Origin of the sequence: Anaeromassilibacillus sp. Marseille-P3371 (assembly GCF_900169665.1) — a bacterium.
Lineage (GTDB): Bacteria > Bacillota > Clostridia > Oscillospirales > Acutalibacteraceae > Anaeromassilibacillus.
In genome coordinates, this window is record NZ_LT835157.1 from 1,715,170 (window position 1) to 1,729,820 (window position 14,651).

The 14,651-nt window shown below is 48.9% G+C and carries 16 protein-coding genes and 1 pseudogene; 15 read left to right on the plus strand and 2 right to left on the minus strand.

The genetic code is table 11. The annotated features are described in order from the left end of the window. The first annotated feature begins 320 nt into the window (after window positions 1-320). The 13 genes and pseudogenes from B9Y59_RS06625 (at window position 321) to B9Y59_RS06680 (ending at window position 11,582) form a co-directional block, all read left to right on the plus strand. A complete protein-coding gene (locus B9Y59_RS06625) occupies window positions 321-761 on the plus strand; it encodes an RrF2 family transcriptional regulator (RefSeq protein ID WP_054322956.1) in 441 nt (146 codons plus the stop codon). A gap of 291 nt (window positions 762-1,052) precedes the next feature. Continuing rightward, entirely contained in the window at window positions 1,053-1,937 is an 885-nt protein-coding gene (gene metF, locus B9Y59_RS06630) for a methylenetetrahydrofolate reductase [NAD(P)H] (RefSeq protein WP_085532504.1), read from the plus strand. Next, window positions 1,934-2,578 carry a vitamin B12 dependent-methionine synthase activation domain-containing protein gene (locus tag B9Y59_RS06635; protein ID WP_085532506.1) on the plus strand — a complete coding sequence of 215 codons (645 nt, stop codon included), beginning with the start codon at window positions 1,934-1,936 and terminating at the stop codon, window positions 2,576-2,578. The genes metF and B9Y59_RS06635 overlap by 4 nt, the downstream gene beginning before the upstream one ends. A 4-nt stretch (window positions 2,579-2,582) precedes the next feature. Continuing rightward, complete coding sequence (locus B9Y59_RS06640) at window positions 2,583-4,967, plus strand: homocysteine S-methyltransferase family protein (RefSeq protein ID WP_085532508.1); 2,385 nt, start codon at window positions 2,583-2,585, stop codon at window positions 4,965-4,967. Window positions 4,968-4,983: 16 nt separating this feature from the next. After that, on the plus strand, window positions 4,984-5,295 hold the full coding sequence (locus B9Y59_RS06645; RefSeq protein ID WP_085532510.1) for a TfoX/Sxy family protein: 312 nt from the start codon (window positions 4,984-4,986) through the stop codon (window positions 5,293-5,295). A 189-nt stretch (window positions 5,296-5,484) separates the two neighbouring features. Next, the gene (gene pgeF / locus B9Y59_RS06650; protein WP_085532512.1) at window positions 5,485-6,348 is read left to right on the plus strand and encodes a peptidoglycan editing factor PgeF; all 864 of its coding nucleotides are present in this window, start codon (window positions 5,485-5,487) and stop codon (window positions 6,346-6,348) included. Next, on the plus strand, window positions 6,336-7,235 hold the full coding sequence (locus B9Y59_RS06655) for a radical SAM protein (protein WP_085532514.1): 900 nt from the start codon (window positions 6,336-6,338) through the stop codon (window positions 7,233-7,235). Before pgeF ends, B9Y59_RS06655 begins: the two co-directional genes overlap by 13 nt. A 57-nt stretch (window positions 7,236-7,292) precedes the next feature. Then, the gene (trhA, locus tag B9Y59_RS06660) at window positions 7,293-7,991 is read left to right on the plus strand and encodes a PAQR family membrane homeostasis protein TrhA (RefSeq protein ID WP_242967268.1); all 699 of its coding nucleotides are present in this window, start codon (window positions 7,293-7,295) and stop codon (window positions 7,989-7,991) included. Between the two features lie 246 nt (window positions 7,992-8,237). Then, window positions 8,238-8,282, plus strand: a pseudogene (locus tag B9Y59_RS16160) (hypothetical protein); the annotation flags it as partial. 91 nt (window positions 8,283-8,373) lie between these two features. Next, window positions 8,374-8,844, plus strand: a complete 471-nt coding sequence (locus B9Y59_RS06665; RefSeq protein WP_158088966.1) for a purine nucleoside phosphorylase YfiH/LACC1 family protein — start codon at window positions 8,374-8,376, stop codon at window positions 8,842-8,844. Next, the gene (locus tag B9Y59_RS06670) at window positions 8,832-9,731 is read left to right on the plus strand and encodes a radical SAM protein (protein WP_085532514.1); all 900 of its coding nucleotides are present in this window, start codon (window positions 8,832-8,834) and stop codon (window positions 9,729-9,731) included. The genes B9Y59_RS06665 and B9Y59_RS06670 overlap by 13 nt, the downstream gene beginning before the upstream one ends. A 57-nt stretch (window positions 9,732-9,788) precedes the next feature. Next, complete coding sequence (trhA, locus tag B9Y59_RS06675; RefSeq protein ID WP_242967268.1) at window positions 9,789-10,487, plus strand: PAQR family membrane homeostasis protein TrhA; 699 nt, start codon at window positions 9,789-9,791, stop codon at window positions 10,485-10,487. 123 nt (window positions 10,488-10,610) lie between these two features. After that, the gene (locus B9Y59_RS06680; protein WP_054322951.1) at window positions 10,611-11,582 is read left to right on the plus strand and encodes an alpha/beta fold hydrolase; all 972 of its coding nucleotides are present in this window, start codon (window positions 10,611-10,613) and stop codon (window positions 11,580-11,582) included. A 77-nt stretch (window positions 11,583-11,659) separates the two neighbouring features. On the opposite strand, the gene B9Y59_RS06685 is transcribed toward B9Y59_RS06680, so the two are convergent. Next, a complete protein-coding gene (locus B9Y59_RS06685; protein WP_054322950.1) occupies window positions 11,660-12,412 on the minus strand; it encodes a hypothetical protein in 753 nt (250 codons plus the stop codon). A 116-nt stretch (window positions 12,413-12,528) separates the two neighbouring features. On the opposite strand from B9Y59_RS06685, the gene B9Y59_RS06690 reads away from it, so the two are divergent. Beyond that, entirely contained in the window at window positions 12,529-13,416 is an 888-nt protein-coding gene (locus tag B9Y59_RS06690; protein WP_085532518.1) for a polysaccharide deacetylase family protein, read from the plus strand. Window positions 13,417-13,469: 53 nt separating this feature from the next. After that, the gene (locus B9Y59_RS06695; RefSeq protein WP_085532520.1) at window positions 13,470-14,213 is read left to right on the plus strand and encodes an N-acetylmuramoyl-L-alanine amidase; all 744 of its coding nucleotides are present in this window, start codon (window positions 13,470-13,472) and stop codon (window positions 14,211-14,213) included. An 82-nt stretch (window positions 14,214-14,295) separates the two neighbouring features. On the opposite strand, the gene trxA is transcribed toward B9Y59_RS06695, so the two are convergent. Further along, the gene (trxA, locus tag B9Y59_RS06700) at window positions 14,296-14,607 is read right to left on the minus strand and encodes a thioredoxin (RefSeq protein WP_054322949.1); all 312 of its coding nucleotides are present in this window, start codon (window positions 14,605-14,607) and stop codon (window positions 14,296-14,298) included. Window positions 14,608-14,651: the final 44 nt, after the last annotated feature.

Here is a 14,651-nt window from a genome sequence, read left to right on the forward strand (position 1 = left end):
CCCCCCCAAAAAATTTTCTCAATAGTGGGGCATCCATATGAATATTTTGTGAACTCTATTATATTAAATTTTTTTGCTATTATTTTACGAAAGAAGCATATATTCCCTACTTCTGCTAAAATCTTTTCCGTATAGGTCTTTAAAACGATTTTAAAGAGCAGAATTATGGAGTATTTGGAACGAAAGACAAATGGGATCTTTCGGATTGGGCGATATGTATGGAGTTGCAATGAAATAGGAAAATTAGGATGGCCTTTTCATGAGGTGCCTGATGTTTCTTGTATTGATATTTTGTGCAAAGCTAAGGAAGGATGTTCTGAATGAAAATATCAACGAAAGGTCGCTACGCCTTACGACTGATGCTGGATCTGGCGCTGCAGCCCCAGGGAGAATACATTTCCTTGAAGGATATTTCGGTTCGGCAGGATATATCCGGCAAGTACATGGAGCAGATTATCAGCCAGTTATCGAAAGCGGGATATGTGCGTAGTGCTCGCGGCGCAAATGGAGGCTATATGTTGTCTTACCCGGCAAAAGACTACACGGTGGGCATGATTTTACGTATGGTAGAAGGGAGTCTTTCCCCCGTAGCCTGCCTGGATGCTGCGGTAAATCCCTGTTCTCGCGCGGAACACTGTGTGACATTAGAGGTATGGGAACAATTAAAAAAAGCTGTAGATGATGTGGTCGATCATATTACGCTACAGGACTTGGTTAACCGGCAACTTGAAATGGATGAGAAGAAAAAGAGAGCGGATTGACCAAATCCCCTTTCGGCGTATGGGATATTCTACAATTTTCTATTAAATGATAGGGACATAGGAAGATTGTCATGGAATAATTCTAGGGGCCGAATGCATCGACGGCTTGCTCTGTGATTTAGGGCAGGCATTCGTACAACAAATAACCGGTAAGAACAAGATGAAATGAAATCCGAAGGAAAACCATGGATTTTATTTCATCTTTTCTACATGATATGGTATAATAGATCGAATAACCTAATGGAATGGAAACGGGGCGTGTGTTCGCTCGATCGGAAAGGATGAATGAGATTGAAGATAAAAGACCTCTTACAGAGCGGGAAGGTTACCTTCTCCTGCGAGATTTTCCCGCCCAAAGCAGGTGCAGATATGAGCAAAATGGATGGAATCATCCAGCAGATTGCTGCCCTGCACCCCGATTTTATTAGTGTTACCTATGGCGCAGGAGGCAGCACCTCAAAGCGTACGATTGAGATTGCCTCGAAAATTCAAGATACATATGGAATCCCCGCTTTGGCCCATTTGACCTGTGTCTCGTCCAGCAAGGAAGATGTCGCAACCATGTTGGAACGTATGAAGGAAAACCATATTGAGAATATTCTGGCGTTGCGAGGGGATATTCCCCAGGATGCAGAGTTCCCTTCTCCCCGGCATTACCGCTATGCCAGTGAGTTGATCCGCGACATTCGTAGCCAGCAGGGTAATCTTTTTTGTATTGGCGGCGCATGCTATCCAGAAGGTCATGTAGAGTGTGCACACAAAGAGGATGACATTGATTTTTTAAAACAAAAGGTAGAAAGTGGCTGTGACTTCCTTACAACACAGATGTTTTTTGATAACAACGTGCTTTACAATTTTCTATATCGAATTATGGCAAAAGATATTCGCGTACCTGTGGTCGCGGGTGTTATGCCGGTGATTAACAGCCGTCAGATCAAGCGTTCCTGCGAGCTTTCTGGGACAGCCCTACCGCCTCGTTTCAAGGCCATTGCGGATAAATTTTCGGACAAGCCGCTGGCAATGAAGCAAGCTGGAATCGCATATGCGACGGAACAAATTATCGATCTGCTTTCCAATGGGGTCCGGCATATCCATTTGTATACAATGAACAACCCCGAGATCGCAGCCAAAATTATGGGGAATCTCTCCGACATTCTCCGGGATGAAGAAGTATGAACATCGATCAGGAAGAAGTCCTACGTTATTTGGGATACCGGTATGCAAAGCCGGACACAGAAATTTTGCGTACCATTACGGATTGTGCGCGGGAATTGGAAGAGGCTGCAACGCCACACCATATTTTACAGACAGTCGAGCTTTCCCGCCCTGCAAGGGATACGCTGTCCTTTGCGGGGATAGTCGTGCACAGCAAAGATCTGTTTCAGCATCTTTCCGGCTGTGAGCAGGTGGTTTTGTTTGCAGCCACCCTGGGTGCACCGGTTGATTTACGTTTGGAGCGCTGCACAAAGCTATCGATGAGCCGTGCTGTGGTGATGCAGGCGTGTGCAGCCTCCTTGATCGAATCTTATTGCGATGCGTGCCAAGAGCCAATCGCCCGCGAGGCTGCTGCGCGTGGGCTTTACCTGCGCCCGCGTTACAGCCCAGGATATGGAGACTTTTCCATCGCCCACCAACGCGATTTTTTAAATGTTTTGGATTGTCCCAAACGAATCGGTCTGACCATGACGGACAGCTTTATGTTGGCTCCATCCAAATCTGTAACCGCAGTGATTGGTTTGACAGAGGAGGAACAGAGCTGCCATATTGCAAAATGTATGACATGTAAGGCGAAATCTTGTCCATTTAGAAAGGGTTGAAACTATGGGGGTCTTAGAGCTTCTGGGAAAACGGATTGTCTTTTTTGACGGTGCAATGGGAACGATCTTGCAGCAGAATGGTCTGGGAGCTGGTGAACTACCGGAACTTTGGAATCTACAGCGGCCGGAATTGATCGAGCAGATTCATCGCGACTATCTAGCGGCCGGAGCAGATATTACCAAGGCCAATACATTCGGCGCAAATGCGGTCAAGCTGCGTGGTTGCGGCCACTCGGTTCAGGAGATTGTCGAGGCGGGTATTTCTCACGCGCGGAGAGCTGTGCGGGATTGTGGACGGGAAGCCTTTGTGGCACTAGATGTCGGCCCCACCGGAAAATTGCTTCGTCCACTGGGAGATCTGTCGTTTGAAGAAGCTTATGATGCATTTAAAGAAGCTGTACAATGCGGTGAAAAAGCAGGGGCAGATCTCATCCTCATTGAAACCATGAGCGATACCTATGAAGCCAAGGCTGCTTTGTTGGCGGCAAAAGAGAATACCTCCCTGCCAGTGTTTGTCACTATGATTTTTGATGAAAAGGGGAAGCTTCTCACTGGAGGCGACATCGCAGCCGCTGTCGCTATGCTGGAGGGCCTGGGAGCCGATGCAATCGGATTTAATTGCGGCTTGGGTCCAGAGCAGATGCATTCCCTTTTCCCGCAATTGCTGGACTGCTGTTCCATCCCGATGATTGTCAATCCCAACGCCGGACTTCCGCGCAGTGTGGATGGGCGTACAGTTTTCGACGTAGGCCCGGAGGATTTTGCTGAGGTAATGGAAAAACTGGTTCGTGAAGGAGCTTGGCTGGCAGGCGGTTGTTGTGGGACCACGCCAGCCCATATTGCAGCAGTGGTGGAGCATTGCAAGGACCTCTCCCCTGTTCCATTACAAATGAAAGAGAGAACGGTAATTTCTTCTTATTCTAAAGCGGTCTGTTTTGGAAAACGGCCGCTATTGATTGGAGAACGCATTAACCCAACTGGAAAATCCCGTTTTAAGCAGGCTTTGCGGGAAAACGATTTGGACTATATTCTCCGTGAAGGGATTGCCCAACAACAGGCAGGGGCACATATTTTAGACGTAAATGTCGGCCTCCCAGAAATCGATGAAACTGCAATGATGTGCCGGGCAGTTACGGAGATTCAAAGCGTTATCGATCTTCCGCTCCAAATTGATACCTCTAATGCGGATACAATGGAGCAGGCGATGCGCCTTTATAATGGAAAACCATTGATCAATTCCGTCAATGGAAAGCAGGAGAGTATGCACAGCATCTTCCCTTTGGTCAAAAAGTACGGCGGTGTGGTAATCGCACTGACGCTGGATGAGGCGGGAATCCCGGAAACACCGGAAGGACGGCTGGCCGTGGCAAAAAAGATTGTTGAGACAGCGGCACAATACGGGATTTCGAAAAAGGACCTTGTGGTGGACGCACTTGTTATGACGATTAGCGCGGGTCAGGAAGCGGCAGATGTCACACTGCGGTCGTTGCAGTTGATTCAAGAGCAATTGGGCGTGCACACTTCCCTGGGCGTCTCGAATATTTCCTTCGGGCTACCACAGAGAGAGACTATCAATGCTGCATTTTTTACGATGGCGTTGCAGTGTGGATTAAGCGCCGCAATCGTTAACCCGAACTCGGATGCCATGCGCAGGGCTTATGACGCATACTGTGCTTTGAGCGGTATTGACCAGCAGTGTATGGACTATATTGCCCGGTATTCGCAACAAGCGTCCGATGCGGCGCCAAAGACTGCTGGGATGGAAATGACCTTAGCGCAAGCAATTATCAGCGGTCTAAAGGAGAGCGCACATTCAGCTGCCGAACGAGAATTGCAGACAAAAGAGCCGCTTGCCATCGTCAATGAATCCCTGATACCTGCATTGGACCGAGTGGGAAAGGATTTTGAAACCGGGAAGCTATTCCTTCCACAGCTGTTGATGAGCGCAGATGCGGCAAAAGCCGCTTTTGAAGTAGTCCGCGCCCAGCTGAATCGTTCAGATACGTCACAAGAAGTGAAGAAGGATAAGATTGTCTTGGCCACGGTTAAGGGGGATATACACGACATCGGAAAGAACATCGTCAAAGTTCTTTTGGAAAATTACAGTTATGATGTCATCGACCTCGGAAAGGATGTTCCTCCGGAAAAAGTGGTTGAGGCCGCCGTACAAAATCACGTCAAACTGGTGGGATTGAGTGCCCTAATGACCACCACAGTGGTCAATATGGAAGAAACCATCCATGCATTGCATAAAGGCGCTCCCGGTTGCAAAATTATGGTTGGCGGAGCCGTTTTGACACAGGAATATGCCGATATGATTCATGCAGACCATTATGCCAAAGACGCGATGGATTCGGTTCGATATGCCCATGCGATTTTTGGCAGATAAATCGGCGAGAGGCAACATGGCTTCCAGCGAATCCTATTTGCAGTTTATTTTGGGGCAGCTTGGTGGCCTAGAAGGGATCACCAGCCGAAAAATGATGGGAGAGTACCTTCTATATTTCCGTGGAAAAGGGTTTGGCGGTATCTATGACGACCGCTTACTGGTGAAGAGAACTCCTTTTAGCGCACATCTGTCCTCAGATGGCCGCGAGCCCCTTCCCTATCCCGGGGCCAAACCGATGTTTTTTGTCAAAGAGGTGGACGACTGCGCATTTTTAAAGCGCCTTGTCGCCGGTATGTATGAAGAGTTGCCAGAGCCGAAAAAGCGATGAGAAGAAAGCATTGTCCAGTAGAACCGACACCGTACTGCTGGACAATGCTTTTTACGAGAAGCAGATTTTTTTCTGCTGATCGGACCGTTCCAAAACTGGGAAACCGTACATTCTGGTTTGCTTTTCCATGCTACTTATGATAAAATGCAAACGATATTTCTCTGTTGGATCTCAAAAGGAGGGTTATCTATGGCGCCTGTGAAGCATTATAATACCCGAAATATGGAGTTACACGAAAACCAAGGAGTGTCTTATTTGACGTTTCCCTCTCTCTCTGCTTTTCCATTTGTCCAGCATGCGTTTTCTACCCGTTTGGGCGGAGTCAGCCGGGGAGAGTTTGCTTCGATGAATCTGAGCTTCCATCGGGGAGATCCGGACGAGACCGTTTTGGAAAATTATCATCGGTTTTGTGATGCTGCGGGCTTTGCATTCGATTCCCTTGTCGCTTCCGCTCAGGATCATCACACAGAAATCCGCAGGGTTACAAAGGCGGATTGCGGAATCGGTATCTGGCGTCCTCGTGACCGAGAGAGTGTGGATGGATTGCTTACCGATCAACCTGGCGTTACATTGGTGACCTATTATGCGGACTGCGTCCCGCTGTATTTTTTGGACCCTGTACATCGGGCGATCGGTTTGGCACATGCAGGATGGCGCGGGACGGTTGCCGGAATGGGAATGAAAATGGCCGAGGCGATGGAGCGGGCATTCGGCAGCAAGCCGGAGGAGTTGCTCGCGGCCATAGGGCCTTCTATTGGTCCTTGCTGCTATGAAGTGGACCAACCAGTCGCAGAGGCGTTTGCCGCCAAAATGGATTGGCGGCCGGAGAATTTTTTAAAAAATGGCGGCAATGGAAAATATATGCTCAATTTATGGGAGGCCAACCGGAGAGCTTTGTTGTGCGCAGGACTTCTACCGGAACGAATTTCTATTGCAGAGCTTTGCACGCAATGTCATGCTGACCTGCTCTATTCTCACCGCGCGAGCGGTGGAAAACGCGGTGGTTTGGCGGCATTTTTTGCATTAAAGGAGGCATCTGCATGCCAGAACTGATCGAATCGTGCAACCTGTGTCCCCGAATGTGCGGTGCACGGCGCGATGCAAAAAGAGGCAATGGGTACTGCCGAATGGGCGCGATGCCAGTTGTGGCGCGGGCAGCACTTCATTTTTGGGAGGAACCGTGCATCAGCGGTACAAAGGGCTCGGGCACGGTTTTTTTTACCGGTTGTTCCCTGCAATGTGTTTTTTGCCAGAATGAGCAGATCAGTGTACGCCGGGAAGTGGGCCGTGCTTTGACAGCTCGAGAGCTTTCCGATGTGTTTTTTCGTCTGGTAGAGCAGGGAGCGCATAATATCAACTTGGTAAATCCCACACATTTTGCATCCGGTATTGCAGAGGCGTTGCGATTTCGTCCACTCCCGGTGCCTGTCGTATATAACTCAGGTGGCTATGAGCGGGTAGAAACCTTGCGGATGCTGGAAGGATTGATTTCTATTTATCTGCCCGACTACAAGTATCGGGATTCTGCGCTTTCTCAGCGCCTTTCCGGAGCGGCGGATTACCCGGAACATGCAGCGGAAGCCATCTTGGAGATGGTTCGCCAGACCGGACCTGCGTCTTTTGATGGAGACGGCATGTTGCAACGCGGGACCATTGTGCGGCATTTGATTCTTCCCGGCCATACACGCAATTCCATTGAAGTCCTCGATTGGCTCAAAGAAAATTTGCCAGAAGGAACCCTGGTGAGCTTGATGGCCCAATATGTTCCCTGCGGTAGGGCAGCGGACTATCCAGAGGTTGACCGCCGGATTACCAAGCGGGAATATGAGAAGGTGCAGCAGCATTTATTTGCATTAGGATTGGATGGCTATGTACAGGAGCGGAAGTCCGCCAAGAAGGACTTTATCCCTCCCTTTGATTTGGAGGGGCTTCCATCCTGATATAAGAACACCGCAGAGCAGAAGGTTTTGAAATTGCCACATGAAGGGATGGATGGTATGGGAAAGTCAACCTTCCGGACGCCGCGCCGGAGTGAACGGCGGGCCTGGAGAAGAAAACGGCTGGGCCTGCCCAGCTATACAACCGCAGAGGAAATCTGGAATGCCATATCCCACGGCTTAGGTGCTGCCTTCGCTATTGTGGCGCTGGTTCTTCTGCTGGTCAATGGACAACACAATGCACTCACCATGGTGAGTGTTTCCATTTATGGAAGCACTATGTTTTTGCTCTATACCGTATCTACATTGTATCATGCGTTGGGTGTGGGGCGCGCTAAAAAGGTTTTTCAGGTGCTCGATCACTGTACGATCTATCTATTGATAGCCGGAACCTATACCCCGGTCTCCTTGCTCAGTATCGGCGGGGCTTCGGGATGGTTTTTATTTGGCTTTGTTTGGGCGGTATCCATATTGGGGATTGTCCTCAATGCGGTCAATATGAAACGGTTCCGTGTCGTTTCGATGATTTGCTATCTAGGGCTCGGTTGGTGTGTGCTCTTTTTCCTGCGCCCACTGGTTGAAAGTATCGATACGACTTCCCTCCTCTTTTTGGTCATCGGCGGGGTTTTGTACACCATTGGGGCGATTTTGTACGGTGTAGGCCGAAAGATCAAATATATGCATTCTGTTTGGCACTTTTTTTGTGTAGCGGGGAGTTTTTTCCACTTTTTGGTGGTTTATAACATTGCTGTTCAATAGTTCTTATTTTTGTTCGTCGAAAATTTACAATTCCTTTACGAAGCTTCGGTAGGGCTGCGGTATAATAAACCCAAAGCTCAACCGGAGCTTTTTGTTCAATGGCATTGGAAGGAGGTTCCTAGAATGGAACTTTTGCAGAGAGAGATGTCCTTCGAATCTCATGCGGATGGGGAACGTATTTTTGTTCGGATTGTGGAGCCCGCTGACCGGACCGCCGCCAAAGGCGTTTTACAGATCGCGCATGGAATGGCGGAACACAGCCTCCTGTATTTGGACTTTGCCACGTTTATGGCTTCCAATGGCTTTGTGGTTGCAATCAATGACCACCTGGGTCATGGAAAAAGCGTTTCTACAGGCGGTTCTTACGGATATTTTTGCGAGAATGGNGGACTGCGTCCCGCTGTATTTTTTGGACCCTGTACATCGGGCGATCGGTTTGGCACATGCAGGATGGCGCGGGACGGTTGCCGGAATGGGAATGAAAATGGCCGAGGCGATGGAGCGGGCATTCGGCAGCAAGCCGGAGGAGTTGCTCGCGGCCATAGGGCCTTCTATTGGTCCTTGCTGCTATGAAGTGGACCAACCAGTCGCAGAGGCGTTTGCCGCCAAAATGGATTGGCGGCCGGAGAATTTTTTAAAAAATGGCGGCAATGGAAAATATATGCTCAATTTATGGGAGGCCAACCGGAGAGCTTTGTTGTGCGCAGGACTTCTACCGGAACGAATTTCTATTGCAGAGCTTTGCACGCAATGTCATGCTGACCTGCTCTATTCTCACCGCGCGAGCGGTGGAAAACGCGGTGGTTTGGCGGCATTTTTTGCATTAAAGGAGGCATCTGCATGCCAGAACTGATCGAATCGTGCAACCTGTGTCCCCGAATGTGCGGTGCACGGCGCGATGCAAAAAGAGGCAATGGGTACTGCCGAATGGGCGCGATGCCAGTTGTGGCGCGGGCAGCACTTCATTTTTGGGAGGAACCGTGCATCAGCGGTACAAAGGGCTCGGGCACGGTTTTTTTTACCGGTTGTTCCCTGCAATGTGTTTTTTGCCAGAATGAGCAGATCAGTGTACGCCGGGAAGTGGGCCGTGCTTTGACAGCTCGAGAGCTTTCCGATGTGTTTTTTCGTCTGGTAGAGCAGGGAGCGCATAATATCAACTTGGTAAATCCCACACATTTTGCATCCGGTATTGCAGAGGCGTTGCGATTTCGTCCACTCCCGGTGCCTGTCGTATATAACTCAGGTGGCTATGAGCGGGTAGAAACCTTGCGGATGCTGGAAGGATTGATTTCTATTTATCTGCCCGACTACAAGTATCGGGATTCTGCGCTTTCTCAGCGCCTTTCCGGAGCGGCGGATTACCCGGAACATGCAGCGGAAGCCATCTTGGAGATGGTTCGCCAGACCGGACCTGCGTCTTTTGATGGAGACGGCATGTTGCAACGCGGGACCATTGTGCGGCATTTGATTCTTCCCGGCCATACACGCAATTCCATTGAAGTCCTCGATTGGCTCAAAGAAAATTTGCCAGAAGGAACCCTGGTGAGCTTGATGGCCCAATATGTTCCCTGCGGTAGGGCAGCGGACTATCCAGAGGTTGACCGCCGGATTACCAAGCGGGAATATGAGAAGGTGCAGCAGCATTTATTTGCATTAGGATTGGATGGCTATGTACAGGAGCGGAAGTCCGCCAAGAAGGACTTTATCCCTCCCTTTGATTTGGAGGGGCTTCCATCCTGATATAAGAACACCGCAGAGCAGAAGGTTTTGAAATTGCCACATGAAGGGATGGATGGTATGGGAAAGTCAACCTTCCGGACGCCGCGCCGGAGTGAACGGCGGGCCTGGAGAAGAAAACGGCTGGGCCTGCCCAGCTATACAACCGCAGAGGAAATCTGGAATGCCATATCCCACGGCTTAGGTGCTGCCTTCGCTATTGTGGCGCTGGTTCTTCTGCTGGTCAATGGACAACACAATGCACTCACCATGGTGAGTGTTTCCATTTATGGAAGCACTATGTTTTTGCTCTATACCGTATCTACATTGTATCATGCGTTGGGTGTGGGGCGCGCTAAAAAGGTTTTTCAGGTGCTCGATCACTGTACGATCTATCTATTGATAGCCGGAACCTATACCCCGGTCTCCTTGCTCAGTATCGGCGGGGCTTCGGGATGGTTTTTATTTGGCTTTGTTTGGGCGGTATCCATATTGGGGATTGTCCTCAATGCGGTCAATATGAAACGGTTCCGTGTCGTTTCGATGATTTGCTATCTAGGGCTCGGTTGGTGTGTGCTCTTTTTCCTGCGCCCACTGGTTGAAAGTATCGATACGACTTCCCTCCTCTTTTTGGTCATCGGCGGGGTTTTGTACACCATTGGGGCGATTTTGTACGGTGTAGGCCGAAAGATCAAATATATGCATTCTGTTTGGCACTTTTTTTGTGTAGCGGGGAGTTTTTTCCACTTTTTGGTGGTTTATAACATTGCTGTTCAATAGTTCTTATTTTTGTTCGTCGAAAATTTACAATTCCTTTACGAAGCTTCGGTAGGGCTGCGGTATAATAAACCCAAAGCTCAACCGGAGCTTTTTGTTCAATGGCATTGGAAGGAGGTTCCTAGAATGGAACTTTTGCAGAGAGAGATGTCCTTCGAATCTCATGCGGATGGGGAACGTATTTTTGTTCGGATTGTGGAGCCCGCTGACCGGACCGCCGCCAAAGGCGTTTTACAGATCGCGCATGGAATGGCGGAACACAGCCTCCTGTATTTGGACTTTGCCACGTTTATGGCTTCCAATGGCTTTGTGGTTGCAATCAATGACCACCTGGGTCATGGAAAAAGCGTTTCTACAGGCGGTTCTTACGGATATTTTGGCGAGAATGGTTGTGAAAACCTCTTGCAGGATATGCACAAGCTGTATACAACCATGCGGCGCGACTATCCGGCGATTCCGTACCTGTTGCTCGGGCACAGCATGGGGTCTTTTCTGACAAGGGCCTATAGCGCTCGCTACGGCAATGAATTATCCGCTGTTGCTTACCTTGATACCTGCGGGCCAATTCAAAGAAGTCTCCTGACGGGACGCCGGACTTTTGCAGAGGCAAAATTACGAAAATTTGGCCCCAAGGCGCATGACGCGGCCTTTGCGCGCCACTCTACCGACCGGTTTAATCGGGCTTTTGCGCCGAATCGTACCAAGTACGATTGGCTCAGCCGCGATAATCAGTTTATAGACCAATATCAAAACGATCCGCTTTGTGGCTTTGACCTGACGGTCTCTGGTTATTGTGTCATTCTTCAACTACAGGAGCAGATCAGCTCTCCACAATGGTATCGCAGTGTCCCCCGCAATATTCCAATTTTGTTGATGAGTGGAGAGCGTGACCCGCTGGGCAATTTCGGAAAAGGCATTCGCCAACTGGCGCAAAGACTTGTGCGCACGGGACACGATGTTCAATTGATCTTATACCCTGAAGCGCGCCATGCGCTGTTGGGAGAGACCAACCGTCAGGAAGTTTATCAGGATCTATTGCAGTTTTGCCAATCCGTCGTGTCTGCCTCAGAAGGTCTGCCACAGGCAGTATCCGAATAAGAGAAATGAACAAAATGACATGAAAAAAGCCTGTTCCTTCCCCTGTGGAATGGAACAGGCTTTTTACTTCTTTTGATCTATTTTAGGTTCCAATTCATACGCCGCAGACCATCAAAGGTAAGAGTCACCTTACCGGTAGTCTCCTGTACCGGAATTGTATAAGTGAAAAGAGTTCCGATGTCGTTTGTCTCTCCGGGGGTTCCTGTAAAGGTCTCGTCGCCATAGGTCCCCTTCAGTTCCGCCTTCAATATGGCTAAGTGGGCAGTGCCATCCGATACGATTTGATATTCCTCTTGGGTTGCAGAGACGAGAATGGCATAATTCTGGAAAAAGTCATATTTGGGTGTCGCCATGAAAGTAAGCAGATATCCATCGTCCGTCTTTTCGACGGAGGATACTTCTATGGAACATTCGCCATCGCTATAGACGTTATTGCCGCTGTTGCTTTCCAGGTTGTCTAAATTGATGGTAAAAAGCACTGGCGTTTCCAACGTTTCGACATCATATGTATAGGAGTTTACAGTCTGCACGATCATACCAAAGCCATTTACATGGGTACGATAGATCGCAATGACAAAGAACACAATGAGCAGAGTAATGCCGCAGATATAAGCCTTTTTATTGAGTTTTCTACGGGGCTTTCCATTGGAGTCCAACTCCGGCTCAACCGACGGTTCTACAGGCTGTTCGGGAGAAGGATTTTGCTCTTCTACTATCTCTTCTTTGGGTTCCTGTGATACTTGGTCCTGTTTTTTGTTCTCATCCAAATTGTTCACCAACTTATTTTGAAATTCCGCTTTCCACTCAAATCGTTTAAAAGCGTCTTGCAAAACATTATATCATAAATGCACGGCATTCTCTATATATTTTTTATAAATGTTCTGTTGCTTGAATGGAATTCCTCCTTTCAGGCACCAATCCAGATCGTGTAAGGAGCGTACAGAGAATGTACATAACCATTTCAATCAAGCGGATATTGGCGTTATTTTTGTTCCTGGTGGGAGCAGCTGCGGGAATCCTGACCTGTGTACAGATCGGTCACGCGGAAGCGACCAGCGCCAAGGTGCAGACAGAAGAGATCGAGTTACCGATCATCATGTACCACAGCATGCTGAAAGATGGAAGTGGGAAATACATCATCTCTCCGGACACCTTTGAAGAAGATCTCCAGTACCTAAAAGATAATGGATACACGACCATTCATATGCAGGACCTTTTAAATTACGTCAATAAAGGGACGGCTCTGCCGGAGAAACCGATTATGTTGACCTTTGACGACGGATATTATAACAATTATCTGTATGCTTTCCCACTGGCAAAAAAATACGAAAGCAAAATTGTTATTTCGCCCATCGGCTATTTTACCGATCAATTCAGCAAAGCAGACGCGAATCACGCGACTTATTCTCATATGACATGGGATCAGATCAAGGAGATGATGGACTCCGGCTATGTAGAATTTCAGAATCATACCTATAATTTACATGCGAGCGATGGAAAGCGGTTGGGAACCAAAAAACTGCGCGGAGAGAGCTTGGCGGAATACACGGCCTTATTGACAGAGGATGTCACAAAAATGCAACAGGAGATGCAGGAACACACCGGTTATACCCCCACCACCTTTGTCTATCCTTTTGGGGTGATTAGTGACGCTGCTGTGCCTATCATACGAAGCCTGGGATTTTCTGCAACGCTTGGGTGCGCCAATCAGAAGAATACCATCACTCGAGACCCAGAATGCCTGTATGGTCTGGGGCGATTTTTGCGTCCACCAGGGCAAAGCAGCGCATCGTTCTTCAAAAAAATTGCTCCACCCAAAGCAAGCACGTCCTGACCTGCATATTGTAAAGTATACACTGAAAACCATTGATGGGAGGAACCAACACCATGCCGATTATTTATCTTAGTCCATCCCTGCAACCTTTTAATAAATACACGGGTGGCGGCGATGAACAATACTACATGAACCTGGTGGCAGACGCCATGGAGCCGTATCTGCGTGCCAACGGAATCCAATATGTGCGCAGCAGTAAAGACATGACCCTAGGGCAGGCTATCCGGCAGTCCAACGAAGGATACTACGACCTGCATCTTGCCCTACACTCTAACGCCGCGCCTCCCAGCCTGTCCGGGCAGCTTCAGGGAACGGATGTCTATTACTATCCGGCCAGCGTGCGCGGGAAACAGGCTGCGACGATCATTGCAGACAATTTTAAGAACATTTATCCCCAGCCAAATCTGGTAAAGACGGTTTCGACCACACGGCTGGCTGAGATCACGAAGACGAATGCGCCGTCGGTCCTGATTGAAATTGCCTATCACGATAACCCGGAGGATGCCGAATGGATTCGCAATAACATCGATCGAATTGCCGCGAACATTGTTCAGAGCCTGACGCAGTATTTTGGGCTGCCCTTTATCGACAATCCACAGCCGCCGCGCCAGGGAACTGTACGCACACAGGGGGGAAATTTGAACATTCGTGCAAGGCCCAGCCGCGACGCGCAGGTGGTTGGCCAGGCGCCCAACGGTGCTACACTGACGGTCAATGGCGAATGGCAGGGTTGGTACGTGGTCGCCTACAATGGAATTGTCGGTTATGTGGATAGCTCCTATATTACAGTCAGTTAAGTGGTCCGTAGGCTCTTACGAATCATACTATAGAAATAAGGAGGCCGCTTTCTGGGGAAATCCCAGGAAGCGGCCTCCCTATTTACGCCTCTGCAATCATTTGCAAGATTTTCTGTTTCGGACGAACTCCCACAGAAGATGCTACCGGCTTGCCGTCCTGCATCACAACCAAAGTGGGGATACTCATCACCTGGAACTGCTGCGCCAGTTCCGGACAATCGTCGATATTCACCTTGCAAACTTTCAGCCCATTCGGGGCTTCCTCTGCAATTTCGTCGACAATAGGAGAGAGCATCTTGCACGGTCCGCACCAGCTCGCCCAGAAGTCGATCAACACTTTGCCATGTGCGGTTTCTGCGTTAAAATTGTCTTTTGTCAATTCAATTACTGCCATTTTTATACCTCCTATTTCCTTATCGTTTCTCCGTTTATTGCGAT

What these genes read in the sequence shown, in the direction of transcription:
- B9Y59_RS06625 (WP_054322956.1), top strand. Translation starts at nt 321, where the DNA reads ATGAAAATATCAACGAAAGGTCGCTACGCCTTACGACTGATGCTGGAT.
- B9Y59_RS06635 (WP_085532506.1), top strand. Translation starts at nt 1,934, where the DNA reads ATGAACATCGATCAGGAAGAAGTCCTACGTTATTTGGGATACCGGTAT.
- B9Y59_RS06640 (WP_085532508.1), top strand. Translation starts at nt 2,583, where the DNA reads ATGGGGGTCTTAGAGCTTCTGGGAAAACGGATTGTCTTTTTTGACGGT.
- B9Y59_RS06645 (WP_085532510.1), top strand. Translation starts at nt 4,984, where the DNA reads ATGGCTTCCAGCGAATCCTATTTGCAGTTTATTTTGGGGCAGCTTGGT.
- pgeF (WP_085532512.1), top strand. Translation starts at nt 5,485, where the DNA reads ATGGCGCCTGTGAAGCATTATAATACCCGAAATATGGAGTTACACGAA.
- B9Y59_RS06655 (WP_085532514.1), top strand. Translation starts at nt 6,336, where the DNA reads ATGCCAGAACTGATCGAATCGTGCAACCTGTGTCCCCGAATGTGCGGT.
- trhA (WP_242967268.1), top strand. Translation starts at nt 7,293, where the DNA reads ATGGGAAAGTCAACCTTCCGGACGCCGCGCCGGAGTGAACGGCGGGCC.
- B9Y59_RS06670 (WP_085532514.1), top strand. Translation starts at nt 8,832, where the DNA reads ATGCCAGAACTGATCGAATCGTGCAACCTGTGTCCCCGAATGTGCGGT.
- trhA (WP_242967268.1), top strand. Translation starts at nt 9,789, where the DNA reads ATGGGAAAGTCAACCTTCCGGACGCCGCGCCGGAGTGAACGGCGGGCC.
- B9Y59_RS06680 (WP_054322951.1), top strand. Translation starts at nt 10,611, where the DNA reads ATGGAACTTTTGCAGAGAGAGATGTCCTTCGAATCTCATGCGGATGGG.
- B9Y59_RS06690 (WP_085532518.1), top strand. Translation starts at nt 12,529, where the DNA reads ATGTACATAACCATTTCAATCAAGCGGATATTGGCGTTATTTTTGTTC.
- B9Y59_RS06695 (WP_085532520.1), top strand. Translation starts at nt 13,470, where the DNA reads ATGCCGATTATTTATCTTAGTCCATCCCTGCAACCTTTTAATAAATAC.
- trxA (WP_054322949.1), bottom strand. Translation starts at nt 14,607, where the DNA reads ATGGCAGTAATTGAATTGACAAAAGACAATTTTAACGCAGAAACCGCA.